This window comes from Bradyrhizobium sp. I1.14.4, from assembly GCF_050435825.1.
In the GTDB taxonomy this organism is placed as follows: domain Bacteria; phylum Pseudomonadota; class Alphaproteobacteria; order Rhizobiales; family Xanthobacteraceae; genus Bradyrhizobium.
Genome location: NZ_JBNDLA010000002.1, coordinates 293,286 through 319,217 on the forward strand (window position 1 = coordinate 293,286; position 25,932 = coordinate 319,217).

The 25,932-nt window shown below is 62.9% G+C and carries 26 protein-coding genes and 2 pseudogenes; 19 read left to right on the top strand and 9 right to left on the bottom strand.

Annotated elements, in window-relative coordinates; all coding sequences use genetic code 11:
* Positions 1-29: 29 nt before the first annotated feature.
* The gene (locus ABIB78_RS05125; protein ID WP_429022219.1) at positions 30-971 is read right to left on the bottom strand and encodes a LysR family transcriptional regulator; all 942 of its coding nucleotides are present in this window, start codon (positions 969-971) and stop codon (positions 30-32) included.
* 96 nt (positions 972-1,067) lie between these two features.
* On the opposite strand from ABIB78_RS05125, the gene ABIB78_RS05130 reads away from it, so the two are divergent.
* Together ABIB78_RS05130 and ABIB78_RS05135 are read left to right on the top strand one after the other, a co-directional pair.
* Positions 1,068-2,291 (top strand): MFS transporter, encoded by a 1,224-nt coding sequence (locus ABIB78_RS05130; RefSeq protein ID WP_429022221.1) that lies wholly within the window; start codon positions 1,068-1,070, stop codon positions 2,289-2,291.
* Between the two features lie 63 nt (positions 2,292-2,354).
* Positions 2,355-2,699: a Lin0512 family protein gene (locus tag ABIB78_RS05135; protein ID WP_429022222.1), complete on the top strand. Its 345-nt coding sequence runs from the start codon at positions 2,355-2,357 to the stop codon at positions 2,697-2,699.
* Between the two features lie 32 nt (positions 2,700-2,731).
* Here ABIB78_RS05135 and ABIB78_RS05140 read toward each other — a convergent pair whose 3' ends face one another.
* Positions 2,732-3,601: an SDR family oxidoreductase gene (locus ABIB78_RS05140; protein ID WP_429022224.1), complete on the bottom strand. Its 870-nt coding sequence runs from the start codon at positions 3,599-3,601 to the stop codon at positions 2,732-2,734.
* A 111-nt stretch (positions 3,602-3,712) separates the two neighbouring features.
* On the opposite strand from ABIB78_RS05140, the gene ABIB78_RS05145 reads away from it, so the two are divergent.
* Both ABIB78_RS05145 and ABIB78_RS05150 read left to right on the top strand, forming a co-directional pair.
* Positions 3,713-4,417, top strand: coding sequence for a glutathione S-transferase family protein (locus tag ABIB78_RS05145; RefSeq protein WP_429022226.1), 705 nt, complete (start codon positions 3,713-3,715; stop codon positions 4,415-4,417).
* 209 nt (positions 4,418-4,626) lie between these two features.
* Positions 4,627-5,955 (top strand): dicarboxylate/amino acid:cation symporter, encoded by a 1,329-nt coding sequence (locus tag ABIB78_RS05150; protein WP_429022228.1) that lies wholly within the window; start codon positions 4,627-4,629, stop codon positions 5,953-5,955.
* A gap of 402 nt (positions 5,956-6,357) precedes the next feature.
* Here the strand turns inward: ABIB78_RS05150 and ABIB78_RS05155 are convergent.
* Positions 6,358-7,490 (bottom strand): IS3 family transposase gene (locus tag ABIB78_RS05155; RefSeq protein WP_429022231.1). Its coding sequence is split into 2 segments (ribosomal slippage): positions 6,358-7,235 and positions 7,235-7,490, totalling 1,134 coding nucleotides; the frame shifts between segments, so codons are not numbered across the junction.
* Positions 7,491-7,616: 126 nt separating this feature from the next.
* Between ABIB78_RS05155 and ABIB78_RS05160 the strand changes: the two are divergent.
* Both ABIB78_RS05160 and ABIB78_RS05165 read left to right on the top strand, forming a co-directional pair.
* A pseudogene (locus ABIB78_RS05160) lies at positions 7,617-7,856 on the top strand (hypothetical protein); the annotation flags it as partial.
* Between the two features lie 114 nt (positions 7,857-7,970).
* Positions 7,971-8,612 (top strand): glutathione S-transferase family protein, encoded by a 642-nt coding sequence (locus ABIB78_RS05165; RefSeq protein WP_429022233.1) that lies wholly within the window; start codon positions 7,971-7,973, stop codon positions 8,610-8,612.
* A 210-nt stretch (positions 8,613-8,822) separates the two neighbouring features.
* Here ABIB78_RS05165 and ABIB78_RS05170 read toward each other — a convergent pair whose 3' ends face one another.
* Entirely contained in the window at positions 8,823-10,334 is a 1,512-nt protein-coding gene (locus tag ABIB78_RS05170; protein WP_429022236.1) for a DUF1254 domain-containing protein, read from the bottom strand.
* Between the two features lie 101 nt (positions 10,335-10,435).
* Between ABIB78_RS05170 and ABIB78_RS05175 the strand changes: the two genes are divergently transcribed.
* The gene (locus tag ABIB78_RS05175) at positions 10,436-11,473 is read left to right on the top strand and encodes a DUF1254 domain-containing protein (RefSeq protein ID WP_429022238.1); all 1,038 of its coding nucleotides are present in this window, start codon (positions 10,436-10,438) and stop codon (positions 11,471-11,473) included.
* Positions 11,474-11,581: 108 nt separating this feature from the next.
* Here the strand turns inward: ABIB78_RS05175 and ABIB78_RS05180 are convergent.
* Both ABIB78_RS05180 and ABIB78_RS05185 read right to left on the bottom strand, forming a co-directional pair.
* Positions 11,582-12,035 (bottom strand): annotated as a pseudogene (locus tag ABIB78_RS05180) (tetratricopeptide repeat protein); the annotation flags it as partial.
* Between the two features lie 205 nt (positions 12,036-12,240).
* Entirely contained in the window at positions 12,241-12,666 is a 426-nt protein-coding gene (locus ABIB78_RS05185; RefSeq protein WP_429022240.1) for a winged helix-turn-helix transcriptional regulator, read from the bottom strand.
* A 116-nt stretch (positions 12,667-12,782) separates the two neighbouring features.
* Here ABIB78_RS05185 and ABIB78_RS05190 point away from each other — a divergent pair, with 116 nt between their 5' ends.
* Positions 12,783-13,655: an NmrA family NAD(P)-binding protein gene (locus tag ABIB78_RS05190; protein WP_429022241.1), complete on the top strand. Its 873-nt coding sequence runs from the start codon at positions 12,783-12,785 to the stop codon at positions 13,653-13,655.
* A 15-nt stretch (positions 13,656-13,670) separates the two neighbouring features.
* The gene (locus tag ABIB78_RS05195; protein WP_429022243.1) at positions 13,671-14,147 is read left to right on the top strand and encodes a DoxX family protein; all 477 of its coding nucleotides are present in this window, start codon (positions 13,671-13,673) and stop codon (positions 14,145-14,147) included.
* 142 nt (positions 14,148-14,289) lie between these two features.
* On the opposite strand, the gene ABIB78_RS05200 is transcribed toward ABIB78_RS05195, so the two are convergent.
* Positions 14,290-15,840 (bottom strand): winged helix-turn-helix domain-containing protein, encoded by a 1,551-nt coding sequence (locus ABIB78_RS05200; RefSeq protein ID WP_429022245.1) that lies wholly within the window; start codon positions 15,838-15,840, stop codon positions 14,290-14,292.
* Between the two features lie 163 nt (positions 15,841-16,003).
* On the opposite strand from ABIB78_RS05200, the gene ABIB78_RS05205 reads away from it, so the two are divergent.
* The 3 genes from ABIB78_RS05205 (at position 16,004) to ABIB78_RS05215 (ending at position 18,043) form a co-directional block, all read left to right on the top strand.
* The gene (locus ABIB78_RS05205; RefSeq protein ID WP_429022247.1) at positions 16,004-17,044 is read left to right on the top strand and encodes an alpha/beta fold hydrolase; all 1,041 of its coding nucleotides are present in this window, start codon (positions 16,004-16,006) and stop codon (positions 17,042-17,044) included.
* Between the two features lie 21 nt (positions 17,045-17,065).
* Positions 17,066-17,575, top strand: a complete 510-nt coding sequence (locus ABIB78_RS05210; RefSeq protein ID WP_429022249.1) for a cytochrome P460 family protein — start codon at positions 17,066-17,068, stop codon at positions 17,573-17,575.
* Positions 17,576-17,674: 99 nt separating this feature from the next.
* Positions 17,675-18,043 carry an ArsC family reductase gene (locus ABIB78_RS05215; protein WP_429022252.1) on the top strand — a complete coding sequence of 123 codons (369 nt, stop codon included), beginning with the start codon at positions 17,675-17,677 and terminating at the stop codon, positions 18,041-18,043.
* Between the two features lie 15 nt (positions 18,044-18,058).
* Here ABIB78_RS05215 and ABIB78_RS05220 read toward each other — a convergent pair whose 3' ends face one another.
* A complete protein-coding gene (locus tag ABIB78_RS05220) occupies positions 18,059-18,688 on the bottom strand; it encodes a hypothetical protein (RefSeq protein ID WP_429022254.1) in 630 nt (209 codons plus the stop codon).
* Between the two features lie 328 nt (positions 18,689-19,016).
* Between ABIB78_RS05220 and ABIB78_RS05225 the strand changes: the two genes are divergently transcribed.
* The 7 genes from ABIB78_RS05225 (at position 19,017) to ABIB78_RS05255 (ending at position 25,569) form a co-directional block, all read left to right on the top strand.
* Positions 19,017-19,772, top strand: a complete 756-nt coding sequence (locus ABIB78_RS05225) for an ABC transporter ATP-binding protein (RefSeq protein ID WP_050419084.1) — start codon at positions 19,017-19,019, stop codon at positions 19,770-19,772.
* Positions 19,765-20,508, top strand: a complete 744-nt coding sequence (locus ABIB78_RS05230) for an ABC transporter ATP-binding protein (protein ID WP_429022256.1) — start codon at positions 19,765-19,767, stop codon at positions 20,506-20,508. Before ABIB78_RS05225 ends, ABIB78_RS05230 begins: the two co-directional genes overlap by 8 nt.
* A 39-nt stretch (positions 20,509-20,547) precedes the next feature.
* Positions 20,548-21,777: an ABC transporter substrate-binding protein gene (locus ABIB78_RS05235; RefSeq protein WP_429022259.1), complete on the top strand. Its 1,230-nt coding sequence runs from the start codon at positions 20,548-20,550 to the stop codon at positions 21,775-21,777.
* A gap of 64 nt (positions 21,778-21,841) precedes the next feature.
* Positions 21,842-22,705, top strand: a complete 864-nt coding sequence (locus tag ABIB78_RS05240; RefSeq protein ID WP_429022261.1) for a branched-chain amino acid ABC transporter permease — start codon at positions 21,842-21,844, stop codon at positions 22,703-22,705.
* A 1-nt stretch (position 22,706) separates the two neighbouring features.
* Positions 22,707-23,675 (top strand): branched-chain amino acid ABC transporter permease, encoded by a 969-nt coding sequence (locus ABIB78_RS05245; RefSeq protein WP_429022263.1) that lies wholly within the window; start codon positions 22,707-22,709, stop codon positions 23,673-23,675.
* A 144-nt stretch (positions 23,676-23,819) separates the two neighbouring features.
* Positions 23,820-24,464 (top strand): DUF47 domain-containing protein, encoded by a 645-nt coding sequence (locus tag ABIB78_RS05250; RefSeq protein ID WP_429022265.1) that lies wholly within the window; start codon positions 23,820-23,822, stop codon positions 24,462-24,464.
* A gap of 100 nt (positions 24,465-24,564) precedes the next feature.
* Positions 24,565-25,569, top strand: a complete 1,005-nt coding sequence (locus tag ABIB78_RS05255) for an inorganic phosphate transporter (protein WP_429022267.1) — start codon at positions 24,565-24,567, stop codon at positions 25,567-25,569.
* Here the strand turns inward: ABIB78_RS05255 and sugE are convergent, their stop codons facing one another.
* Positions 25,570-25,884, bottom strand: a complete 315-nt coding sequence (sugE, locus tag ABIB78_RS05260) for a quaternary ammonium compound efflux SMR transporter SugE (RefSeq protein WP_429022269.1) — start codon at positions 25,882-25,884, stop codon at positions 25,570-25,572.
* Between the last annotated feature and the right edge of the window lie 48 nt (positions 25,885-25,932).

Below are 25,932 nucleotides of genomic sequence, written 5' to 3' on the forward strand. Positions count from 1 at the left end.
GTGGCGATTCCGTTGTCGCCGGCAGTGCTTCAGCTTCTCTTGCGTGCTCTCGTACTGATCTTCGACGTGTGACTGTGCGCAGCGATCCGCGTCAATGCATCGGCAAACGCGCGCGCGGCAGGGCCGAGCGGTTCGTCGAGCCGGTGGGCGAGATAGGCTTCCATTGCAAGCGCAGCATTGCGGCCGAGTGCGCCGGTTTCGACCCGCACCAGGCGGCGCTCTTTCAGGTCGCGCGCCACCTGCCAGAGCGGCAGCCGGCCCCAGCCGAGCCCGGCCAGGATCATGGCGTGCTTGGTGTCCTGATTGCTCACCCTGCAGATCTGCGGCGAGAGCACGCCGAAGCTGCGGCCCTCCGACAGCGGCGTCGGATCCGACAGCACGATCTGCAAATGGTCGGCAAGATCGGCGACGGTTTTGCGGCCGCGGCGCGCAAGCGGATGGCTTGCGGAGGCGACGGCGACCATCTGCACGCCGCAAATTGCTTCTAGCGCGACGCGGGGATCGCGAAAATCCTCGCCGACGGTGACGGCGAGCGCGCTGCGCCGTCCGGTCAGGGCTGCGATCGGACCGCCCATCGGTTCGACCGCGAGCCGAACGCTCACGGACGGATAGGCCGCCCGCATCTGCGTGAGCGCCGCGCCGACGGCTGCGATCGGAAACAGCGTGTCGACGACGAGCGCGAGTTCCGATTCCACGCCGTCGCCAAGGCCGTGGGCCCGCGCCCGCATCGCATCGACGCGGAGCAGGAGGTCGCGCGCGTTGCCGAGCAGTGCCTTGCCTTCCGCCGTCAGCGCCGGGCGATGGCTGGAACGATCGAACAGCATGAGGCCGAGCTCGGCCTCGAGATTGGCGATGGCATGGCTGACCGCGGACTGCACCCGCGCCAGCTTCGTCGCGGCGGCGCGAAAGCTACCGCTCTCGGCGATGGCAACAAAGACGCGGATCTGATCGAGCGTGAGGTTATCGAGCATGATCTATGAGATCGATCAACTGGATGCAAAACTTATCACTCCTGTCGATGGCCGGGAAACGCTATTTGTGATGATTAGAACTGGCGGAGTGGACGCATGACTATCGGGACGGCCGTGGTGCAGCACAGCGAGGCGAAGCGATGGGCGACGGTCGCCATTGTGATCGGTTGCGGGATCGGCGCCGCCCTGCAGGTCGGGAAGGTGCCGATTGCGGCGTCGATGCTGCAACAAAACCTCGGCATCGACCTCGCTGCCGTTGGAACAATCGCCGGCATCTTTGCGGTGCTCGGGCTTGCCGGCAGCGTCCCGGCGGGCGTCGTGATTGCCGCGGTGGGCGCGCGCAGGGTGTTGCTATGCGGCCTTGCGGCCATCACGCTCGGCGCGGCTTCAGGCGCGCTAGCGCCGCAACTGGCGGTGCTATTGGCATCGCGCCTGCTGGAAGGGTTCGGTTTCCTGCTCGTGATGGTCGCGGCCCCCGCATTGCTCGATCGCGTCGTCGATGTCAGCGCGCGTGACGTCACCATGGCGGTGTGGAGTTGCGTGATGCCGTTCGGGATCGCGCTGGCGCTGGTCGCCGGTCCGATGTTCGATGGCTGGCGCGCGATCTGGTGGGCCAGTGCAGCGTTTGTCGGCCTGCTGTTCGTCCTCGCCAGCGTCGTCGTGCCGGGTGTGGCATCGCGGACCGGACCGGCGCGTGCCGGGTTGATGCAGGAGGCGACCGCGCTGGCGCGGCGCCGCACCCCGGCGCTTCTGATGGTGCTGTTTGCGCTGTACAGCCTGATGTTCTTTGCGTTGTTCAGTTTCCTGCCGATCCTGCTGACCGAGCGGCTCGGCGTCTCCAGCCAGAGCGCCGGCGGCCTCAGTGCATTGGCGGCGGCCGGCAACGTCGTCGGCAATCTCGCCGCCGGCAATCTGCTTGCGCGCGGCGTCAGCCGCACCGTGCTGATCGTCGTGGCGGCATTCGTGATGGGCGCGTCCGCGCTCGGCATCTTCCTGCCGGGGCTCGGCGGGTGGGGTGCATTCTTTCTGTGCCTGCTGTTCTCCGCGATCGGCGGCCTGATGCCGGCGACGTTGCTTGCGACCGCACCCGCGGCGGCGGGCTCGGCGGCGATGGTGCCGGTCATGATGGGGCTGCTGATGACCGGCAGCAATTTCGGCCAGGTGACCGGCCCGATCGCGGTCGGCGCCATCGTCTCGGGGTGGGGCTGGGGCGCGGCCAGCATCATGGTCGTTGCGGCGGCGATCCTCGCCGGTCTCGCGGCGTGGATGCTCGCGCGCGGCGATCACAAGCGCGTGGGTGACGCGAGGGACCCGGCTTGACGGCGCGGGCGCGGGAGCCGAAGGAGTGAAGGTCTCTCACGCCAACGACAACAGGAAGCCTTCATGACACGCGTGCGCTGTATCACCGAAATAGGCATGGGCGTCGACGTTCACGGCCGTGACGCAACCAAGGCCGCCAAGCGCGCGGTCTCGGATGCGATCCGCCATTCCAGCCTCGGCTTCTTCCGCATGCTCGGCAAGACCGCCAATGACATGTTCGTCGATGTCACGATCGCGGTGCCGAATCCCGAAGCGGTCGATACCGCTGCCGTCGCCAACGAACTGCCATATGGCACAAAGACGGTGAAGGCGATCGCGGGCGGGCTCGAAATCCCGTCCGATCTGGGCAACGACCCGATCCTGATCGCGAACGCGGCGGTCATCGTCAGCTTCGACGACGGGAAATGACAGAGGGGGCGGCAGCGACCGGTATGCGTGCGTTACTCGCCGCCCCTGAAATAGTCCGGCTTGCCGGTGGTCCAGGTCTCGCCCCAATGCTGGCCGCCGCCGTCGACGGTCAGCATCTCACCGGTGATGAATTTGCCGGAGGGCGCGGTGAGGTAGACGGCCGCTTCCGCAATGTCCCACGGCGTGCCCGGGCGCATCATCGGGTTGGAGCGCGGATAGGCGGCGCGCGCCGCCTCGCTATAGACGTTCCAGCCCTCGGTCTCGATCGCGCCTGGCGCAATGCAATTGATGCGGATGCTCAGTGGCGCCCATTCGACCGCGAGCGCGCGCGACAGCCCGATCACGCCGGAGCGCGCCGCGATGCTGTGCGCGATACCGTACAGGCCATGGGTCGTGACCACGACGATATTGACGATGCTGCCGGGATGCTTGCGGTCGCGCCAGCGCTGCGCCGCGGCCTGCATCATGTGCCAGGTGCCGTTGAGGTTGGTGTTGATGACCGCGTTCCAGCCCTTGATCGTGAAATCGATTGCGGCTTGCGGGAACTGGCCGCCGGCGCTGTTGACCAGATGATCGACACGGCCGTGCACGGCCCACAGCGCATCGAACATCGCGTTGACCGCGTCGGGATCCCTGATATCGGCGACATGCGCGGATGCCTTCAGGCCGCGATGGCCGAGACTGTCGACCAGCGCATCGAGCTTGTCGGCATTGCGGCCGATCACGACGACGTTAGCGCCGAGCCGCGCGAACAGCCAGACGATGGCACGGCCGATGCCGCCGGCGCCGCCCGACACGACGACCACCTGACCGGCCAACGCATTCGCGGCGAACACGGTCGGGTGTGTCGCGAGTTCGTCATCGGAAGGGCCGAGCTTTGCGCCTGTCTGTTGATCGCCCATGTCCTGTTGATCGTCCGTGTCGGTTGCCGACCTTGCGACTTTCACTGAGCTCCGTACATTAGCCGTCCAACAACAACCATGCAAAGCAACAACCCTGCAAAGAATGTCGACATGACCGACCTGTCAGCCTTTTCCATCACAAAACGCTGGCCTGCCCAGCACCCGGACCGCCTGCAGCTCTATTCGCTGCCGACGCCGAACGGCGTGAAGGTCTCGATCATGCTCGAGGAGATCGGGCTGCCCTATGAGGTCCATCTCGTCGACTTCAACAAGGACGACCAGAAGACGCCGGAGTTCCTGTCGCTCAATCCGAACGGCAAGATCCCGGCGATCCTCGATCCCAACGGTCCCGGCGGCAAGCCGCTGCCGCTGTTCGAATCCGGCGCCATCCTGCAATATCTTGCGGAGAAGACCGGCAAGTTGTTGCCGGCGGATGCGGCGCGTCGCTATCAGGCCATCCAGTGGGTGCATTTCCAGATGGGCGGCTTAGGGCCGATGTTCGGCCAGGTCGGGTTCTTCCACAAATTCGCCGGCAAGGACTATGAGGACAAGCGGCCGCTGCAACGCTACGTCGCCGAATCCAGCCGCCTGCTCGGCGTGATGGAGACGCATCTCGCCGCGCGGCAGTGGTTCATGGACGACGAATACAGCATCGCCGACATCTCGATGATCGGCTGGGTGCGCAATTTGATCGGCTTCTACGGCGCGCGCGAGCTCGTTGAATTCGACCAGTTCAAGCAGGTCGCGGCCTGGCTGGAGCGCGGCCTCAAGCGGCCGGCGGTGGAACGCGGGCTGAATATTCCCAAGCGGCCTTAGGCTGCAGGTTTGGGCGGCGCATCGACGGTCGGATTGTCGGCGCGGCCGAGGCCGCATTCCAGCAGAGTCGGAGCACATAAGGTGTGGGCTTGAGGTGAAACTTGAGGCCCTGCGGCCCCCGCACTAGCCCGAACAAGAATGTGCATTGTCGATTGCGCGTCGCTCCGCCAAGATGGCATGAGTTGAGTTCATCCAAGCCGGGGCATCTCATGACCACAGACGCGATCAAGCCCGCCACCCATCACCGTCATCAGCCCTGGTACAAGATCCTCTACGTTCAGGTGCTGATCGCGATCGTGGCGGGCGTCCTGATCGGGTATTTCTATCCCGGCCTCGGCAAGGAGTTGAAGCCGCTCGGCGACGGTTTCATCGCGCTGATCAAGATGATGATCGCACCGGTCATCTTCTGCACGGTGGTGCACGGCATCTCCTCGATGGGCGACCTCAAGCGGGTTGGCCGCGTAGGACTGAAGGCGCTGATCTATTTCGAGGCGGTATCGACGGTGGCGCTGGCGGTCGGCCTCTTGGTCGGTGAGGTGCTGCAGCCGGGCCATGGCTTCAACATCGATCCAGCCTCGATCGATCCGAAGTCGGTCGCGACCTACGTCACCAAGGCCAAGGAGGAAGGCATCGTCGCCCATCTGATGGCGATCATCCCCGACAGCTTCTTCGGCGCTCTCGCGCGCGGCGACCTGCTGCAGGTGCTGCTGATCTCGATCCTGTCGGGGTTTGCCATTGCCTTGATGGGCAAGCCCGGCGAGCCGATCGCGGAGGCGATCGACAAGGCCGCCAAGATGTTCTTCGGCATTATCCGCATGATCGTCCGTGTCGCGCCGCTCGGCGCGTTCGGCGCGATGGCCTTCACGGTCGGCGCCTATGGCCTCGGCTCGCTGGTGAATCTGGCGGCGCTGATCGGCACCTTCTATCTCACCAGCGTGCTGTTCGTGCTGATCGTGCTCGGCTCGATCGCGCGGCTGGCGGGTTTTTCGATCATCCGTTTCATCGCCTATATCAAGGACGAGCTCCTGATCGTGCTCGGCACCTCGTCGTCGGAGACCGTGCTGCCGCAGATGATCCAGAAGATGGAGCATCTCGGCGCCTCGCGCTCGGTGGTCGGCCTCGTGGTGCCGACCGGCTACAGCTTCAACCTCGACGGCACCAACATCTACATGACGCTGGCGACGCTGTTCCTGGCGCAGGCCACCAACACCCATCTGACGATCTGGCAGGAGCTCGGCATTTTGGGCATCGCCATGATCACCTCGAAGGGCGCTTCCGGCGTCACCGGCGCCGGGTTCATCACGCTCGCTGCGACGCTGTCGATCGTGCCCGATATTCCGATCCAGTCGATCGCCATCCTGGTCGGCATCGACAAGTTCATGAGCGAATGCCGCGCGCTGACCAATTTGATCGGCAACGGCGTCGCCTGCGTCGTGATCAGCCTCTCCGAGGGCGAGCTCGACAAGGACGCGCTGCACGAGACCATGGCGCACCCGCTCGAACTCGGCGAGGCGCTGGAGCCGGGCGGATCGGGCTAGAGCAATATGGAGTTATGGGGGCCGTCGCAGGGGGCGCTGCCAAAATATCGAAAACAACCCCATGCAAAGTGGCCGGCGGCGGCCGGCGTTCGACCGAGCAACTTGACATGTCGGGCAACTCAGGGATATATTTCTAATATTCAGAAAATGCGCAAGTGTCCGCTCGGACCCGGGCTGGGACCCTTCACTTGGACCGCCAATCCGGACAAGATCATCGCCGCCGTCAGGCGCGGGCACCAAGCCCTGGACTTAGTCCGCTAGGTACGGGCTATCGTGCACTGCCGCCTCATCGAACGTCAGGTTACGGACCGAGGTCGACGGGGCAAAGTCGACCCGTTGTGAGAGCTGGTCCCGGTTGTCTGAACAGAATCTCCGCGTCGATAAGTGGAGGCTCTGCCGGGGTTAGGCCGCCATGCGGATTGGCAGCGGGTTGAAGTAGGCTTGATCCGGTGTGCCGCCGTCAAGGCTCGAATGTGGACGTCGGGCATTGTAAAAGTCGAGGTATCGGCCGATCGAGGCGCGGGCGTCGGACACGCTGTCGTAGGCCCGCAGATAAACCTCCTCGTATTTGACGCTGCGCCACAGTCGCTCAACGAACACGTTGTCCCGCCAAGCTCCTTTACCGTCCATGCTGATGGCAATGCCGTTGCTGGCGAGCACGCCGGTGAAGGCCGAGCCGGTGAACTGCGAGCCCTGATCCGTGTTGAAGATTTCAGGCCTGCCGTGACGCGCCAAAGCGTCCTCCAGTGTCTCGACACAGAACGCCGCCTCCATCGTGATCGAGAGCCGCCACGACAGAACCCGGCGGGTCGCCCAGTCCAGCACGACAGCGAGATACACGAAGCCGCGCGCCATCGGGATGTAGGTGATATCCATTGCCCAAACCTGGTTCGGGCGCGTGATCTCCACGCCGCGCAGCAGATACGGATAGATCTTGTGCCCGGGCTCAGGTTTGGTGGTGCGCGGACGACGGTACAGCGCCTCTATCCCCATCCGCCGCATGAGCGTTTTGACATGCCGGCGGCCGACCTTGCACCCCTCGGCAGCTAGCAGGCCTCGCAACATTCGCGAACCGGCGAAAGGGAACTCCAGATGCAGCCGATCAAGCCGTCGCATTGTTGCGAGATCGTCGGGCGACACCGGGCGCGGCAGATAATAGACGCTGCTACGGCTGATCTTCAAAACTTCCGCCTGCCTGGTGATCGACAGATCGTGCTCACGGTCGATCATCGCTTTGCGCTCAGCAATCCCGCCTTGGTGAGCGCTCCTTCTAAAAAATCGTTCTCCAGCGTCAGTTCTCCGATCTTGGCGTGCAGCGACTTCACGTCGATCGCAGGCACGGCGGGCGCGGCGCTGCTGGGTCCAAAAACTCCGGAAGCTCCACCCTCCAGCTGGGCTTTCCATGCCGTAATCTGATTGGGGTGAACGTCAAAGTGCTCGGCCAGTTGAGCTATCGTTCGGTCGCCCTTGACAGCGGCCAGCGCCACCTTCGCCTTGAAAGCCGGTGTGTGGTTCCGGCGTGCGCGTCTCGTCATCGTCTCTCCTGATTCGCGGGACAATCTTGCCCGCCGTCAGGCAGAAACTCCACTTATCGCCCTGTTCAGATTTCCGGAGCCGGCTCTGTGGACGTCGGTGGGGCGGCCATAATGTCTTCTTTTTAAAGCAATTCGGTCGGAGGCGAGATGGTCGATCAGTGGCCCCCAGATGCAAAGTTTCAAATGGGTGACTATGCCGCAAAGAAGGGGCGAGCATCATGGCGCGGTAGAATCGTTGGTTGGTATCGTACGGATTTGACCAAGCTCGGATATGCGATCGAGAGCTACTTCGAGCCTGGCTCGGTGCAAATTTATCCAGAGACGGCGATCGACGCATGGAAGCCGCCGGTCTTGGAACGTGAGTGACCGCTTCTCACCCCCTGCGACCTTCGGAACGTTTGCTAATGGGCAAGGGCGCGGTGCTCTTCCACGAATCGGAAGGACGGTCGATCCACTAACCCAATCCAGGAATGCTTAACTATGCTCACCGTCTATGGCGAAGGTCGTGGCTTCCGTATCGTTTGGCTGCTCGAGGAATTAGGATTGGCTTATCGGCTGCGCGCGGTCGATCTGCTCGCAGTCGAGAATGATCGCGATTTCCTCGCGATCAATCCCGCCGGCTTCATTCCCGCACTGCAGGACGGCGAGACGATCATGGTCGAATCGATTGCGATTCTTGAGTACCTGCTCGCCCGCCACGGCTCAGGTTCGCTTGCCGTCGCCCCGGACGATCCCGCCTTCGCTTCCTATCTGCAATTTCTCCACCTAGGCGAGGCCGGGCTCGCCGGGCCGATGAACGCCGTCTTTGTCGGTCGTGAACTGGCACCCGAAGGCGAGCGAGATACCCGGGTTACCCGCTGGGCACTCGAGACCTTCGAGAGCCGGCTGGGGTTGGTTATCCGCCGCCTCGCGGATTGCCCCTATCTCGCCGGCGACCGATTCACTGCTGCCGATATCTCGGTGAGCTACGCCCTCCTGCTCGGCCTGCGAACCGGCAACTACATCCCCGGTTCGACCGAGCGGGACTATCTCGCCCGCACGACGGCACGCCCTGCCTACGTCCGAGCGATGGAAAGCTGCCAGGACACCAAGGCTTGGGCGGCGAGATCACCGGGACTGTAGTGCGCGCTTCATCGGAGCGGCCAAGCGCCTGGCGTAATACTGACTAGCTAGCTAACTAGTAGGCCGTGCGCTCATTAAGCGGCCGACGCACGATGTCCGCTTAACCCCCAACAGCGGCGGAAAAGCGGACATCTCCCGAGATTGCCGAAGGGCCACAAGCAGACAAGCGTTCCGAACGAGTGTGCACGAGTAGGAGCGACCCTGATGGCTTCACTGGACTTCGAAATCACCCGGTTTCCAAGTTTTATCGAACCAAGGCTGGAGTGGCGCGTAGAGACGCAGCAGCGAGTTCCAACCTTTGCCCGGCGTGGTTTGGACCCAATTGGCTTCATGTCCGGCAGGTGCCTTAGGTGCGAACCACACCGTCACAGACCCGTCAGCATTTTTCTCGATACCGGGCTGGTTGCTGTCGAGGCCGGCTAACTTCTGATCAGTTTCGAGCATCGAGCGGGTTTGGTTGTCATAGACCGTGAATGACCAGAACTGACCAGCCGGGATCGGGGCGGGGAGCGTAATCTTGTAAGTCTTCCCGCCGTCGAGATAGGTCCCTGTTGCATCGCGTACGGTGAACGCATAGGCCGATCCCGTGCCCGGCTTCGCGTCGGCCATTGCGGGCGTTATGCCGGTTGCGGCGTAATGAAACATCGTGCGCGCATCGAGCATTCGCTCGCCGTTGTCTAGGAATTGATAGCTGTTGCCGATAAAGCCATTGTTCCACTGGCGATCGGGATAGAACTTGGCTCGCTCATCTCTCGGAGCGAACACCATAGCTCGCGCCGTCGCGTTGCCGACCGCGACCGCTTCGGTGAGGATTGCCTTCATCCGTGCGTCCGGTGCGAACGACTTGCCTTTCTTGATACCGATCGAAGCGAACAGCCCCACCGTTTCAGGATCAAATGCGTCGGCAGGCTCGGCTTGGATCACTGCATTCAGTTCCTCATAGAAATGAAAATCGTTGGCATGGACGGTGTTGAACTGCTTCCCGGACGTGTCGACAAACGTGGTAGTGGGAGAATTTGCCGCCGCCGAGAGAGGATAAACGCGCGCGTTGTTCCTCACATTGTTCACCGCCGCCGCGATGTCGCCGTCTTTAACGAAGGCGCGGTAAAGAATGAGGTTGCTGTACGTCGGAGGTTTAGTGACAAAGTAGCCGTCCGTTGGAAGGTTGCCTGTATATCCGGGCGGCACGAATAGGTATTTGCCACCTTTGCCCCTGTCCGGACCGATCAGTCCAACGTCTGTCACGTACCGAAAGTAAGCGTCGTCAACAGGTCCCAGCACGCCTGGCGGGACTTCCGCGATCACTGGCCCGTTTCTTAGATCGATGCAGAAGAATACATAGACCGTTGTGGAGTTGGCCGTAAGAAACAATGAGCGAGCATCCATCAACTCTTGGGTGATGGCCATTCCCTGATTTCGCTTCGCGCCAACTTGGTCGAGCCCCTCGCACATCGCGTAGACGGAGGCGGCTGGCATTCCGGCCATGAATGCTTCGGTGCCACGGGCGTAGTCAATATTGTCGTAAACCTTCTGCACCGTTTCCTGATCAGGGAGTCCGTCAAAGAACTTCAACGTTCCTAGCCGGGTCTCAACCTTATCGGGCGTCTGAATGTAGCTTGGGACTTTGGCGGAATACGCCGGAGCTGACTGGCTTTGCGCGTAGGCGGGTATCTGGGTTGCGGCAGTTAGCAATGTAAGAGCACCCATCAGCAACTTACGCATGTCGCATTTCTCATGGTTGTGAAGTCCGGATAGCAAGGTCACCATTTTCGAGTATAGTTGCGATGCTGCCACCTTGAGAAGAATACAAAGGAACGAGGTAAATGAAAGTCAAATCTATCATTTGCGCTGTGATCTTATCGTTCGCCGTCAGGGTGGGTCATGCACAATCTGCCGAGCAGTCGCCCGTGGGCGAGATGCCAGTCACCGTCGATAATTTTACCCGCGCCGAAACTGACCTATACATGGGCAATATCGTCAAGGATGGTGGCTTCGGAAAGCTCATTCACCGCCGCGAACCCGCCTCAATAGACAATCAGACCGTAATTCGTCTCAATCGCGACACCTTGTATTCGTCAGGCGTTTTTGATCTCGACGCTGGTCCTGTGAGCGTTACGCTTCCCGATGCGGGCAAGCGCTTCATGTCCTTGCTGGTCATCAATGAAGACCACTATGCGCCATCCGTGTTCTACGGAGGAGGCTCTCATACCCTCACAAAGGAAAAAATCGGCACACGGTATGTCGTGTTCGCCATTCGCACATTGGTAAACCCTGCCGACCCGAAGGATGTTGAACGGGTTCACGCGCTGCAGGACGCGATCCAAGTGAGCCAGAAGAGCATCGGCAGGTTCGAGATACCGAGGTGGGATGCCGCAAACCAGAAGAAGGTTCGCGACGCGCTTCTGGTGCTCAGTTCGACGATACCTGACTTCAAGAGAGCTTTCGGAACGAAGGAGCAGGTTGATCCGGTACGACATTTGGTCGCAACGGCTGCGGCATGGGGCGGCAATCCGGACAAGGACGCGACGTATCTCAACATCACACCCACCAAGAACGACGGAACCACAGTTTACAAGCTCCAAGTGAAGGATGTGCCTGTCGATGACTTTTGGTCTGTCAGCGTCTACAATGCGAACGGCTACTTCGAGAAAAACACCTACAATGCGTACACGCTCAATAACCTCACGGCCCAAAAGAGTGGCGATGGATCCATTGCGATCCAGTTCGGCGGATGCGACGGCAAAGTGCCTAACTGTCTGCCAACCACTAAGGGATGGAACTATACGGTAAGGCTCTACCGCCCTCGCGCCGAAATCCTAAGCGGCAAATGGAAATTCCCGGAGCCACAACCCGCAAACTAGTCCAACGCGCGACAAGTCCAAGCTCCGCTTAGGGTCATCACGCCGATGCTGCCAAACAAGCCGCGCGGCGTACCGCGGGTGAACGATCGTCGCGTCCTCAGAGCGGCGTCAGTCCGGGACGCCGGCGGCCTTCAGCGTCTCGCGATAGGTCGCAGACATCGATTTCCACCGGGAATGGAATCCGTGACAGGAAGCCGGAGATCGTGAAGTCCGGATCGACCTTGAGCAGTTCGCGCGCGATCTGGGTCGCGCGCTCGTTCTCGCAGGTCTTGACCAGCGCCACGATCAAGACGCGCAGCGCCACCGCGAAACGGCGGTTCTGCGCCAGCGCCTTGTCGGCCCACATCACCGCATCGGCAAAATTCTGGTCGAGCACCGCGCAGATCGCCAGCGCCGCGGCGGCGAACCAGCCGCGCGGGTCGCGCGGGTTCAGCCGCTGCGCGCGCTCGATCATCGCGCGGCCGGCCTTCTGGTTGCCGCGCATCGCCTCGATCCAGCCGCCGAGCACCAGCGCCATCGCCGAGTTCGGGTTGATCGCAAGCGATCGCTCGAACAATTCGCGCGGTATGAGCCGACATGATCTAACCGACTTCGAGGCGGCCCGTTGCCAAATCCAAGGCGACTAACTCATCCTACCTAGGCAATGCCACTTCCGTTGATCGCCGTTTGGTGCGCTGCTGCTGAGTCAACGAGCCGGTCGCTGGTATCTCCATCTGAAGCACGCCGCCAGACCTCGCACTTGCGATGATGCGAACTGCTGTTTCAGATTACTGGCGCTGGACATCACAGGATGCTCCGTCAAAGCGGACGCGCGCTGCATGGATATCGGAATAACGACGGTCGGCCCAATCGATGAGGCTCGCCATCGGGTCCAGCAGGGATTGGCCTAGCGGGGAAAGGCAATATTCAACGCTCGGCGGCTTGGTCGGAAAGACATGGCGGGTGATAAGTCCGTCGCGCTCTAAATCGCGCAGCGTCTGGGTGAGCATGCGCTTCGAGATGTCGCGGATGGCTCGGCGAAGCTCGCCGAAGCGCTGCGGTCGCGTCGCGAGCGTCATGATCATGAGAATGCTCCACTTGTCGCCGATGCAGTCGAGCACGTCGCGCACCGGGCAATGTACGGGTTCCGCTGACTGGGCGTCGTCCGATTGATATCGGCTGAATCGCTCGATCGCGCTCAATGCGTCGCTCATGCTGGTCCCCTTTTTCTCTCCTGGTTACAAAAAACTGCCTCCTTACGGTGCAGGTCGAAGGTCTCTATGTGAGACCTACCCTAGAATATAGGCCATCTAGCACCGGGAGAATACGCATGTTTCTAGTCATGGGAATCACAGGAAAAGTCGGCGGCGCAACGGCCAGGCATTTGTTGGCCCGCGGTAAGAGGGTACGCGCGCTGGTCCGCAGTCGCGAGAAGGCGGCGGCCTGGATGGACCAGGACGTGGAACTGGTGGACGGCGACTGGAACGACACGGCAGCGATCGAGCGGGCGCTCGACGGCGTCGACGGCGCGTTCGTCATGCTGCCAGCAGTCTGGGCCCCCTCGCCGGATTTCAAGGAAGCCAAGGGCGTCATCGCGAACTATGTCGAGGTGCTGACCAAGGCCGCGCCGCCGCGTGTGGTCGCGCTCTCGTCGATGGGGGCGAACCGGACCAGCGGGCTGGGAATGATCACCGCGCTGTCGCTGCTGGAACAAGGCTTTCGCGACTTGGCGTCGCCGGTCGCTCTCGTGCGCGCCGGCGGGTTCTTCGAGAACTTCATTTATGGCCTGCAGGTCGCCCAGGGCGGCGCGCTCCCGGTCTACTACAATCCGACCAGCCGGAAATCGACGATGGTCGCGACGAACGACATCGGTGCCGAGGTGGCGACGCTGCTGACCGGGCCGGCGTGGTCGGGGCATCGCGTCATCGAACTTGGTTCGATGGTCAGCGCGGATGAAGTCGCAGCGCAACTGGGCGATGTCATGCAGCGCGAAGTCAAGGCCTTCCCTGTCCCGCGGGCCGAGTGGCCGGCAGCGTTCGAGCAGTTCGGCATCCCGAAGGGCCAAACCGGACCGGCTGAAGCGATGTTCGAGGCCGTCAATGCGGGCTGGATGGATCTCGGCGTCGCCGGCACGGAGCACGTCGCCGGCACAACGCTTCCCCGCGATGTCTTCGCGGCGGCCCAGAAGGCCGCCACGGCGTAGGTCCGCGGATCAGCGATGAGATACGACTTCGGACCTGCTCCGGAAATTCGCATCTCCTTCGGAATGAATGCGTCGCGGCCAGGCCGTCTCTTGCGCGACCTCCGCGACGCCCTGTCAGAAAAGGTTCGACAAATGTCAAAGATTTCCTGGCGCCAGGTCTCGGCCTTGGCACTTGCAGCTTTCTTCGTCGCGGGATCGCTCAGCAACATCTTCGCCCCTGGGTCTATCTACGAGGAGTATCTGCGGTGGGGATACCCGCACTGGTTCCATTTCGTGACCGGATCGCTGGAGCTCACGACCGCCGTTCTGCTGGCGCGGGAACGGACGCGGCTGTGGGGCTCGGCGCTCGGCTGCGCCGTGATGTTGGCGGCGCTCGCGACCGTCACCCTCCACGGCGAGTACGGGCACGGAGCGCCGCCGCTTATCGTGGCGATACTATCAATAGTCGTCGGCTGGATCGCCTGGCCGAAGCGGCTCCCCAGCTCAGCATGACTGTCGCGAGCGGAAGCCGAGAGAATGTCCGCGTGCGAGCGTTCACGGGCGAAAATCTCAACATCCGAGTCTTCACGGGTGTCGTACCCCAGCACAGACACGTTGGTTCAGCTCCTCTCCACGAGCAAATCCTCAGGCAGCATCAATCCGGAACGCCGGCCGCCTTCAAAGTCTCGACATAGATCTTGGACATCGATTCCACCGGGAATGGACTCCGTGACAGGAAGCCGGAGATCGTGAAGTCCGGGTCGACCTTGAGCAGTTCGCGCGCGATCTGGGTCGCGCGCTCGTTCTCGCCGGTCTTGACCAGTGCCACGATCAAGACGCGCAACGCCACCGCGAAGCGGCGGTTCTGCGCCAGCGCCTTGTCGGCCCAGATCACGGCTTCGGCGAAATTCCGGTCGAGCACCGCGCAGATCGCCAGCGCCGCGGAGGCGAACCAGCCGCGCGGGTCGCGCGGGTTCAGCCGCTGCGCGCGCTCGATCATCGCGCGGCCGGCCTTCTGGTTGCCGCGCATCGCCTCGATCCAGCCGCCGAGCACCAGCGCCATCGCCGAGTTCGGGTTGATCGCAAGCGATCGCTCGAACAATTCGCGCGCGGGCTCGATCTCGTCGGCCATGTTCCAGATCGCAAAGGCTGCCATCCACAGCACCTGCGGATCGCTGGGCGCGAGCTCGGCCGCGCGCCAGGCCTGCGCAACCGCGCGATCCCGATAGGCATCGTTCGGCTTCAGCCAACCCTGGAAATGACGCAGCGCGTGGCAATAGGCCGAGGCCGCAAGCGCCGGCGCGTAAGCGGGGTCAAGCGCCAGCGCGCGGTCGAGGCAATCGAGGGCCGCAATCATGCTCTCGGGCGTGAACTCGTAGCGCAGGCTGTAGGCGCGCAGCAGCAGGTCGTAGGCGTCGAGCCTGTCGGGCGGTGCCGCCCGCACCCGCTCGGCTTCCGCGACGAGCAAGGTCGGCTCGATTGCGCCGACCACGTTCTCGGTGATGCGGTCCTGCAGGTCGAACACGTCGGTCGCCGCGCCGTCGAACCGGTCCGCCCACAGATGCGCGCCGGAGACGGCGTCGATCAGCTGTCCGGTGATGCGCAGGCGATCGCCGCCGCGGCGGACGCTGCCCTCGAGCACATAGCCGACGCCGAGATCGCGCCCGACCTGGCGAATATCGACCGCCTTGCCCTTGTAGGTGAAGGCGGAGTTGCGCGCGATCACGGTGAGGCGGCTGCAGCGGGCGAGCGCGGTGGTGATGTCCTCGGCGATGCCGTCGGCGAAATAATCCTGCTCGGGGTCGCCGCTCATATTGGTGAAGGGCAGCACCGCAATCGACGGACCCTCGCTCAGGCGCGCCCCGGCGCTATCAGCAATCCGATGACCGGGCGCGATGTCCTCCCTGACATCGCCGACAAAGCGGAGACCTTTGCGGGGCAGGGTGCGGATCAGCCGCTGTGCCTCGCCATTGTCGCCGATCGCGGTCCGCGCCGCATTGACCCGGCTGCTCAGCGTTGCTTCCGAGACGATCCGCCCGTGCCAGACGGCGGCCAGCACCTCGTCGCGGCTGACCACGCGGTCGCGGGCGCGGATCAGGAATTCGAGGAGGTCGAAGACCTGCGGCTCGACCGCCACCAGGGCATCGCCGCGGCGCAGCTCCCGGCGCTCGGAATCGAGGGTCAAGTCGTTGAAACGGTAAGTCAAATTCGATGGTCCGGCGGCCGGTGGCTGAATCCGTGGCGGAACCTAGCACAGGCGGCGTGGGGCCAAAATCACGACGGTCTGAAGGACAACTCAACGTCCCCTGAAAGCGGGCGGGTCCGGTCTCTGCAATAGTCAATTCCGACAGCAGACGCAGGAGATCGCCATGTCCCAATCCATCAATCAGCAACGCCGCCGCTTGCTTGGCATCGCTGGCGGCATTCTCGCCACTTCCCCGTTCGGCTTGATCGGATCGGCCAGCGCGCAGTCCAAGCCGGCGCCATCAGCGGTCAAGGCTGGCGCCCATACCTCGATCGGTCCGGTCAAGCAGATTAATGCCGGCGTGCTCGATACCGGCTATGTCGAGATGGGTCCTGCTTCCGGTCCCGCGGTGATCCTGCTGCACGGCTGGCCCTACGACATCCACAGCTATGCCGACGTCGCGCCGGCGCTGGCCGAGGCCGGCTACCGCGTGATCGTGCCGCATCTGCGCGGCTACGGCACGACGCGCTTCCTCTCCAGCGACACGATGCGCAGCGGCCAGCCGGTCGCGGTCGCCGCCGACATCATTGCGCTGATGGACGCGCTGAAGATCGAGAAGGCTGTGCTCGGCGGCTATGATTGGGGCGCGCGTACCGCCAACATCATGGCGGTGCTCTGGCCCGAGCGCTGCAAGGCGATGGTGTCGGTCAGCGGCTATCTGATCGGCAGCCAGGCGGCCGGCAAGGTGCCGCTGCCGCCGAAGGCCGAGCTGCAATGGTGGTACCAGTTCTATTTCGCGACCGAGCGCGGCCGCGAGGGCTATGCCAGGAATCGACATGATTTTGCGAAGCTGATCTGGCAGCTTGCCTCGCCGCAGTGGAACTTCGACGACGCCACCTATGACCGCAGCGCGGCGGCATTCGAGAATCCCGACCATGTCGATATCGTGATCCATAATTACCGCTGGCGGCTTGGGCTCGCTGAGGGCGAAGCGAAGTACGACGGCTTCGAGAAGACGCTGGCCCAGGCGCCGGTCATCGCCATCCCGACCATCACGATGGAAGGCGATGCCAATGGCGCGCCGCATCCGGAGCCCGCAGCCTATGCCAGGAAATTCTCCGGGCATTACGAGCATCGGCTCCTGACCGGCGGCATCGGCCACAATCTGCCGCAGGAAGCGCCGCAGGCCTTCGTCCAGGCCATCATCGACGTCAGCAAGGTCTGAGCGGAGCGTGGATATCGGATCATGACACAGGTTTTGAAATGGGGAGCTGCCGCGATCGCGGCAGGGTGCATCAGCGCGGCATTGCCGTTTGCCGTCGGGCATGCCGATGATGCGGCGCTGGCATCGCCGATCTTCGGCGTGAAAATTCCACAAGGCTATCGCGACTGGAAGCTGATCGCGGTCGGCGAGGAGACCGGGCTCGACGAACTGCGCAGTGTGCTCGGCAACGCGACCGCGGTGAAGGCCTATCAGGACGGCGCTGCGCGATTCCCCGACGGCACCGTGCTGGTCAAGCTCGCCTGGAAGCGCAAGCCGGTTGCGGGCCTCAACGGCGCCTTCATCACGGGGGCGGCGACAACCGTCCAGGTCATGGTCAAGGATTCCGCCAAATATGCCTCGACCGGCGGCTGGGGTTTTGGCCGCTTCATCGACGGCAAGCCGGTCGATGCCGCCCAGCACGAGACGTGTTTCGCCTGCCACGAGGCCCATGCCAGCGATCACGATTTCGTCTTCACACACTATGCGCATTGAGCGCCAGCAAGATCGGTGTGGAGACCCGCACGGTCCGATCTGGCGCGGTCGTTGCGGCGGGGCTAGTTTCCCCGCGGCAATCGCATGCGGGGAACGGCTTTGACCATCACCATCTACGGCATCAAGAACTGCGACACCATGAAGAAGGCGCGCAGCTGGCTTGATGATCATGGCGTCGGCTACGACTTCCACGACTACAAGACCGCCGGGATCGCCAAGGACAAGCTCAAGCAGTGGAGCGACGAGGTCGGCTGGGAAACGCTGCTCAACCGCGCCGGCACGACCTTCAAGAAACTGCCCGATGCCGACAAGGAAGGGCTGAACGAGCGCAAGGCGCTGGCACTGATGGCCGAGCAGCCGTCGATGATCAAGCGGCCGGTGCTCGATCTCGGGCCGAAGCGCGTCGTCGGCTTCAAGCCCGATATCTATGACAAGGAAGTGCCGGCGAAGGCGCGCAAGAAGGGCTGACGCGGTCCGCGCGAACTAGATCAGCTCGACTGAATCCTGGCTCGCCGGATGATCTGAGGGCACGAACCTGCGGTCGATCACCGCCCGCACGGTGACGACCGGGACCGACTTCGGCGTCACGCCCATCAGATTGTGCAGTCTGAAGCCGCCTTCGATGCTGATCGCCTTGTACGAGCCGATGATGTGTTCGACGGCATCGCCGCGCCCGAACGGCAGCAGCAGCCGTTCATAGGACACGTCCTTGCCGTCGGCGTCCGTGACCGCGGCAACCGTATAGGTCGGGCGCTTGCTCGCGAGACAGGCGCGATAGGACCGGATCACACCGGCGTAACGATCCGGGCCGATCGCATCATCGAGATAGCGGTTGGTGCGCATCCGTGGCTCGACATCCTCGTTGCCATAGGCGGTTGTCAGCCTCGTGCCTTCCTGCGTGATCAGGAAGCGGGCCGCTTCGCCAGTGCCGACCACGTCAAAACCCATCATGTCGGCGCGCTCGTCGGCGGTGCCGTCGGTATGGAAGTCGCACAGCAAAGGAAGGGTGTCCGGCATCCGCACCGCGCGCAGCCAGGCGTTCAGCAGCACACGCTGCGTGATCGACTTGACGATCGAAGAATTGGCGCTCTCGAAATGCAAGGCTCTGGCCATTCATAATGCAATGACCGGAGCTTCGGCGAGAGGCGCAAATATTCTATGAAAGTGCGAGTCTGGAGGAAAACACCGTTAACGGCCACTTTCCCGAGGCGTAAGACGCACCCAAATGCCATTCGACTAAGGATCAACCGGAACCGGTCGCGGCGATGCCGCACTGCACAGCTTTCCACCTTGCGTAACCGCCGCAGATGACGGCATATTCCGGCCCGGAGGCGACAGGTCTCCGGACGGTTTCCAAGACGTGCGGACAACCTGTCGGACACGAAAAAAGCTGGCCACGCGGGCGACGGGCTTCGCGGCGATGGCGTATGGGGGAATCTATTTGGCCGATGAGTTCATCCTCGAAACCAGCGGATTGACCAAGGAATTCGCGGGTTTCTTTGCCGTTCGCGACGTCGCGTTGAAGGTGCGTCGCGGCAGTATCCATGCGTTGATCGGGCCGAACGGCGCCGGCAAGACGACCTGTTTCAATCTGCTGACCAAATTCCTGAAGCCGACGGGCGGCCAGATTCGCTACAAGGGCCAGGACATCACCGCGATGCCGCCGGCCGACGTGGCGCGGCTCGGGCTGGTCCGCTCGTTCCAGATTTCGGCGGTATTCCCGCATCTGACCGCGCTCGAAAACGTGCGCGTCGCGCTGCAGCGCCAGCACGGTTCGTCATTCGATTTCTGGCGCTCGAAGAGCGTGCTCGACCGCTTCAATCCGCGCGCCCATGAACTGCTGAACGACGTCGGCTTGAGCGAATTCGCCAACACGCCGGCGGTCGAGATGCCGTATGGCCGCAAGCGCGCACTTGAAATTGCAACGACGCTCGCGCTCGACCCCGAGATGATGCTGCTCGACGAGCCGATGGCCGGCATGGGCCACGAGGACATCGACAAGATCGCGGCGCTGATCAAGCGGATCTCCGCCAAGTACACCATCCTGATGGTCGAACATAACCTCTCGGTGGTGGCCAACCTCTCCGACATCATCACGGTGCTGACGCGCGGGCAGGTGCTGGCGGAGGGCAACTACGCCGACCTCTCCAAGGACGAGCGCGTGAAGGAAGCCTATCTGGGAGCGGGTCATGGCTGAGGCAAAATTGGCGGAGAAGCCCGTGGCTGCGGCCGGCGCCGAGGTGCTGACGGTCAAGGATTTGCAGGCCTGGTACGGCGAATCCCACATTCTTCACGGCATCAATTTCAACGTGAGGGCGGGCGAGGTGGTGACGCTGCTCGGCCGCAACGGCGCCGGCAAGACCACCACGCTGAAGTCGATCATGGGTGTCATCGGCAAGCGCTCGGGCTCGATCCGCTTCGACAACAAGGAGATCATCCGCGCCACCTCCGACCGCATCGCGCGGCTCGGCATCGCATTCTGTCCCGAAGAGCGCGGCATCTTCGCCAGCCTCGACGTGCGCGAGAATTTGCTGCTGCCGCCGGTGGTGCGCCCGGGCGGCCTGCCGCTCGACCAGATCTTCACGCTGTTTCCGAACCTGAAGGAGCGTCTCACCAGCCAGGGCACCAAGCTCTCGGGCGGCGAGCAGCAGATGCTGGCGATTGCCCGCATCCTGCGCACCGGCGCGCGCTTTTTGATGCTGGACGAGCCGACCGAAGGGTTGGCGCCGGTGATCATCCAGCAGATCGGGCACACCATTGCGCGCCTGAAGTCGCAGGGCTTCACGATCCTGCTGGTCGAACAGAATTTCCGTTTCGCCTCGACCGTTGCCGACCGCTACTACATCGTCGAGCACGGCAAGGTGATCGACGGCTTCGCGAATTCCGAACTGTCGGCCAACATGGACAAGCTTCATACCTATCTCGGCGTTTGAAACGCCGAAACCAGAAAATTTAGGACGAGGGAATACGACATGAAAAATACGATTTCGGCGCTTCTGCTCGGCACCGCGATGGTGCTGTCAGCCGCAAGCGTCGCCTCCGCTCAGGAAAAGCTCGACAAGACGGTCAAGATCGGCGCGCTGTCGGATCAGTCCGGCCTCTATGCCGATCTCGCCGGTCCCGGCTCGACGCTGGCGGCGCAGATGGCGATCGAGGATTCCGGCCTCAAGGCCAAGGGTTGGACCATCGACCTGATTTCCGGCGATCACCAGAACAAGCCTGATATCGGCACCACCATCGCCCGCCAATGGTTCGACGTCGACAAGGTCGACACCATCGTCGACGTGCCGAATTCCGGCGTCGCGCTCGCGGTCAACAACGTCGTGAAGGAGAAGAACGGCGTCTACATCAATTCGGGTGCCGCGACCTCGGATCTCACCAACGCACAGTGCTCGCCGAATACGGTGCACTGGACCTACGACACCTACATGCTGGCCCACGCCACCGGCCAGGCGCTGGTGAAGGCGGGCGGGGACACCTGGTTCTTCCTTACCGCGGATTACGCGTTCGGTGCGGCGCTGGAGCGCGACACCACCGCCGTCGTTACTGCCAATGGCGGCAAGGTGGTCGGCGGGGTCAAGCATCCGCTCAACACCGCTGACTTCTCCTCCTTCCTGCTGCAGGCGCAGGCCTCCAAGGCCAAGATCATCGGCCTCGCCAACGCCGGCGGCGACACCACCAACTCGATCAAGCAGGCCGCCGAATTCGGCATCGTCAAGGGCGGCCAGAAGCTCGCGGCGCTGCTGCTGTTCCTCACCGACGTCAAGGCGATCGGGCTCGAGACCGCGCAGGGCCTCAACTTCACCGAGACGTTCTACTGGGACCTCAACGACAACAGCCGTGCCTTCTCGAAGCGCTTCTCGGCGCGGATGAAGAACAGCGCTCCCCCGACCATGGTCCAGGCCGGCGTCTATGCGGGCCTCACGCATTACTTCAAGGCGCTGGAAGCGCTCGGCGGCAATCCGCATGACGGCGCCAAGGTGGTCGCGAAGATGAAGACGATCCCGACCGACGATCCGCTGTTCGGCAAGGGCGAGGTCCAGGCCAACGGCCGCGTCATCCACGACGCCTACCTGTTCGAGGTGAAGAAGCCCTCGGAGTCCAAGGGGCCGTGGGACCTCTACAAGCTGGTCGGCACGGTGCCGGGCAACCAGGCTTTCACGCCGCTCGACAAGAGCACCTGTGCGCTGCTGAAGAAGTGACGATCATGCCCGCCGGCCATGCGCGTGGCCGGCGGGCTTCATCTATCTAGCGAAAGCTCATTCGATGCAGGCTCTCTACGCACAGCTTCTGGTAGGACTGATCAACGGCTCGTTCTACGCGCTGCTCAGTCTGGGGCTCGCCGTCATCTTCGGCATGCTCAACATCATCAATTTCGCGCACGGCGCTGTCTACATGATGGGCGCCTTCGTGGCGTATTTCCTGCTCAATCTGGGCGGCATCAACTACTGGTGGGCGCTGATCATCGCGCCGATCGTGGTCGGGATCTTCGGCATGATTCTCGAACGCACCATGCTGCAATGGTTGACCGGGCTCGACCATCTCTACGGACTGCTCCTGACCTTCGGCATTGCGCTGATCATTCAGGGCGTGTTCCAGAACTATTTCGGCTCCTCCGGTCTGCCGTATTCGATCCCGGATCAGCTCAAGGGCGGCATGAATCTCGGCTTCATGTTCCTTCCGATCTATCGCGGCTGGGTCGTCATCTTCTCGCTCGCGGTGTGTCTTGCCACCTGGTTCCTGATCGAGAAGACCCAGCTCGGCGCCTATCTGCGCGCCGCCACCGAGAACCCGACGCTGGTGCGCGCTTTCGGTATCAACGTGCCGCGCATGATCACGCTGACCTACGGGCTCGGCGTCGGTCTCGCCGCGCTCGCCGGCGTGCTGTCGGCGCCGATCAACCAGGTCCGCCCGCTGATGGGCGCCGATCTCATCATCGTGGTGTTCGCGGTGGTCGTGATCGGCGGCATGGGCTCGATCATGGGCTCGATCATCACCGGCTTCGCGCTCGGCGTGATCGAGGGACTGACCAAGTATTTTTATCCCGAGGCCTCCAACACCGTGGTGTTTGTTCTGATGGTGCTGGTGTTGCTGGTGAAGCCAACGGGACTGACGGGACGGGCAGCCTGATATGTCAGCATTGACCGACGATACACTTCCGATGACGCCGCGCGCGATGCGCGATGAGATGATCGTGTTCGCCGTGATGGCGGCGTTGCTGGCGGTGGTGCCGTGGACGGGAATCTATCCCTTCTTCGTGATGCAGGCGCTGTGCTTTGCGCTGCTCGCCTGCGCCTTCAACCTGCTGATCGGCTTTGGCGGCCTGTTGTCGTTCGGCCACGCGATGTTCCTCGGCACCGCGGGCTACGTCTCGGCGCATGCGCTGAAGGTGTGGGGACTGCCGCCCGAGCTCGGCATCCTGGCCGGCATCGCTGCCGCGGCCTTGCTCGGTCTCATCACCGGCTTCATCTCGATCCGCCGCCAGGGCATCTATTTCTCGATGATCACGCTGGCGCTGTCGCAGCTGCTTTACTTCCTCTACCTGCAGGCGCCGTTCACCCATGGTGAAGACGGCATCCAGGGCATCCCGCAGGGGCACCTGTTCGGGATCTTCGACCTCTCGAAGCCGATGGTGCTTTACTACGTTGTGCTGGTCGGCTTCCTCGCCGGCTTCCTGCTGATCTACCGGACCATCAACTCGCCGTTCGGCGAGGTTTTGAAGTCGATCCGCGAGAACGAGCCGCGCGCGATCTCGCTCGGCTACAAGACCGACCAGTACAAGATGCTCGCCTACATCCTGTCGGGCACGCTGGCGGGCTTTGCCGGCTCGCTGAAGGTGTTCGTGGCGCAGAATGCCTCGCTCACCGATGTGCACTGGTCGATGTCCGGTGAAATCGTGCTGATGACGCTGGTCGGCGGCCTCGGCACAATCTTCGGCCCGGTGGTCGGCGCATTCGTGATCATCGCCATGCAGCAGTATCTCGCCGGCTTCGGCCAGTGGGTGACGGTGATCCAGGGCGTGATCTTCGTGGCCTGCGTGCTGCTGTTCCGGCGCGGCCTGGTTGGTGAGCTCGCTCACCTGCTGCGGCGGTCGCTGTAGGGCAGAGATCAGCGTTTTCGGCTGACATAGCGGTGGACGACCGCCCGTTCGGGCGGTCGATCCCGGTGTTTTCCCCGCCAGATGCTCTATGACAGTTCTGTGACAGTCGCTAAAAGGGCTGTCCCGGAACGATGGAACTGAGACATGCTGCGCTGGTTTCGCGCCTTTCTGCCGAAGGAAGAGCGGTTTTTCGACCTGTTCGCCCGCCACGCCCAGACCTCCGTGCGGTGCGCGTTGGCGCTGCAGGACATGCTGAAGGGCGGAGACGAGACCCCGGTCTTCTGCCAGCGCGTCAATCAGTTCGAGAACGACGCCGATAGCGTCACCCGTGAGGTCCTGACCGCGGTTCGTCGCACCTTCATCACCCCGTTCGACCGCGGCGATATCAAGAACCTGATCACCGCGATGGACGACGCGGTCGACCAGATGCAGGCGACCGCGAAGGCGGTGATGCTGTTCGAGGTGCGCGAATTCGAGCCGCCGATGCGCGAAATGGGCGGCCTGATCGTCGAGTGCGCCAACCTGGTCGGCCGCGCGCTGCCCTTGCTGCAGTCGATCGGCCCCAACGTCTCGATGCTGACCCAGATCACCGAGGAGCTGACCAAGCTCGAGGGCCGGGTCGACGATCTCCAGGATATCGGACTCAAGGAGCTGTTCCTGAAGCATCGCGACGCCAACACGATGGACTTCATTGTCGGCGCGGAGATCTACGATCACCTCGAGAAAGTGGCCGACCGCTTCGACGACGTCGCCAACGAGATCAACTCCATCGTGATTGAACAGGTCTGAGCATGATCCGGAAAAGTGTGCAGCGGTTTTCCATGCGACAAACGCGAAGCGTTTGCGCGGAGATCATGCTCAAAAAAGCCCAATAAAGCGGGGCCATCACGTGGACGCCACGCTGGGTCTTCCGGTTCTGACCATTCTGATCGCGGTCGCGCTGCTGTTCGACTTCCTGAACGGCCTGCACGATGCCGCGAACTCGATTGCGACCATCGTCTCGACCCGCGTGCTGCGGCCGCAATACGCGGTGTTCTGGGCGGCCTTCTTCAACTTCGTCGCCTTCCTGGTGTTCGGCCTGCACGTCGCCAACACGATCGGCACCGGGATCATCGATCCGTCGGTGGTGGACGCGACCGTGATCTTCGCCGCGCTGGTCGGCGCGATCGTCTGGAACGTGATCACCTGGGCGCTGGGGATTCCCTCGTCGAGCTCGCACGCGCTGATCGGCGGTCTGGTCGGTGCCGGCATGGCGAAGGCGGGCATCTCGGCGGCGGTGTGGAGCGGGCTCACCAAGACCTTGCTCGCGATCGTGCTGTCGCCGCTGGTCGGCTTCCTGCTGGCGCTGGTGCTGGTTGCGATCGTGTCCTGGCTTTCGGTGCGCTCGACGCCGTTCGCGGTCGATCGCGCCTTCCGGATCCTGCAATTCGCCTCGGCATCACTCTATTCGCTCGGCCATGGCGGCAATGACGCACAGAAGACCATGGGCATCATCGCCGTGCTGCTCTACTCGCAGGGCCATCTCGGCGACAAATTCGAGATTCCGTTCTGGGTCGTGCTGGCCTGCCAGAGCGCAATGGCGCTGGGCACCCTGATGGGCGGCTGGCGGATCGTCCGCACCATGGGACTGCGGATCACCAAGCTGACGCCGATGCAGGGCTTCTGCGCCGAGACCGGCGGCGCCGTAACTCTGTTCATGGCGACCTATCTCGGGGTTCCCGTGTCGACCACGCACACCATCACCGGCGCCATCGTCGGCGTCGGTGCGGCACGGCGGCTCTCCGCCGTGCGCTGGAGTGTGGCGAGCTCGATCGTCTACGCCTGGGTCATCACGATCCCGGCGTCTGCGGCAGTCGCCGCGCTGACCTATTGGGCGGTGCAGATCCTGAAGTGATTACCCGACGAGCTTTAGCCCGACGATGCCGGAAACGATCAGCCCGATGCTGGCAAGCCGCATCGCAGTCGCCGGTTCGCCGAGCAGGATGATGCCGAGCGCCGCGGTGCCCACCGCGCCGATCCCGGTCCAGACCGCATAGGCGGTTCCAATTGGCAGCGTCTTCAGCGCGATGCCGAGCAGGATCACGCTGCCGGCCATCGCCGCCAGCGTCAGCACCGACGGCACCAGCCGCGAGAAACCCTCGGTATATTTCAGCCCGATCGCCCAGCCGATCTCGAGCAGACCAGCGGTGAACAGAATGGTCCAAGCCATAACGAACCCTCCAGATAAGGCAGGGTCGTCCCCGCGGCTGACAATGTG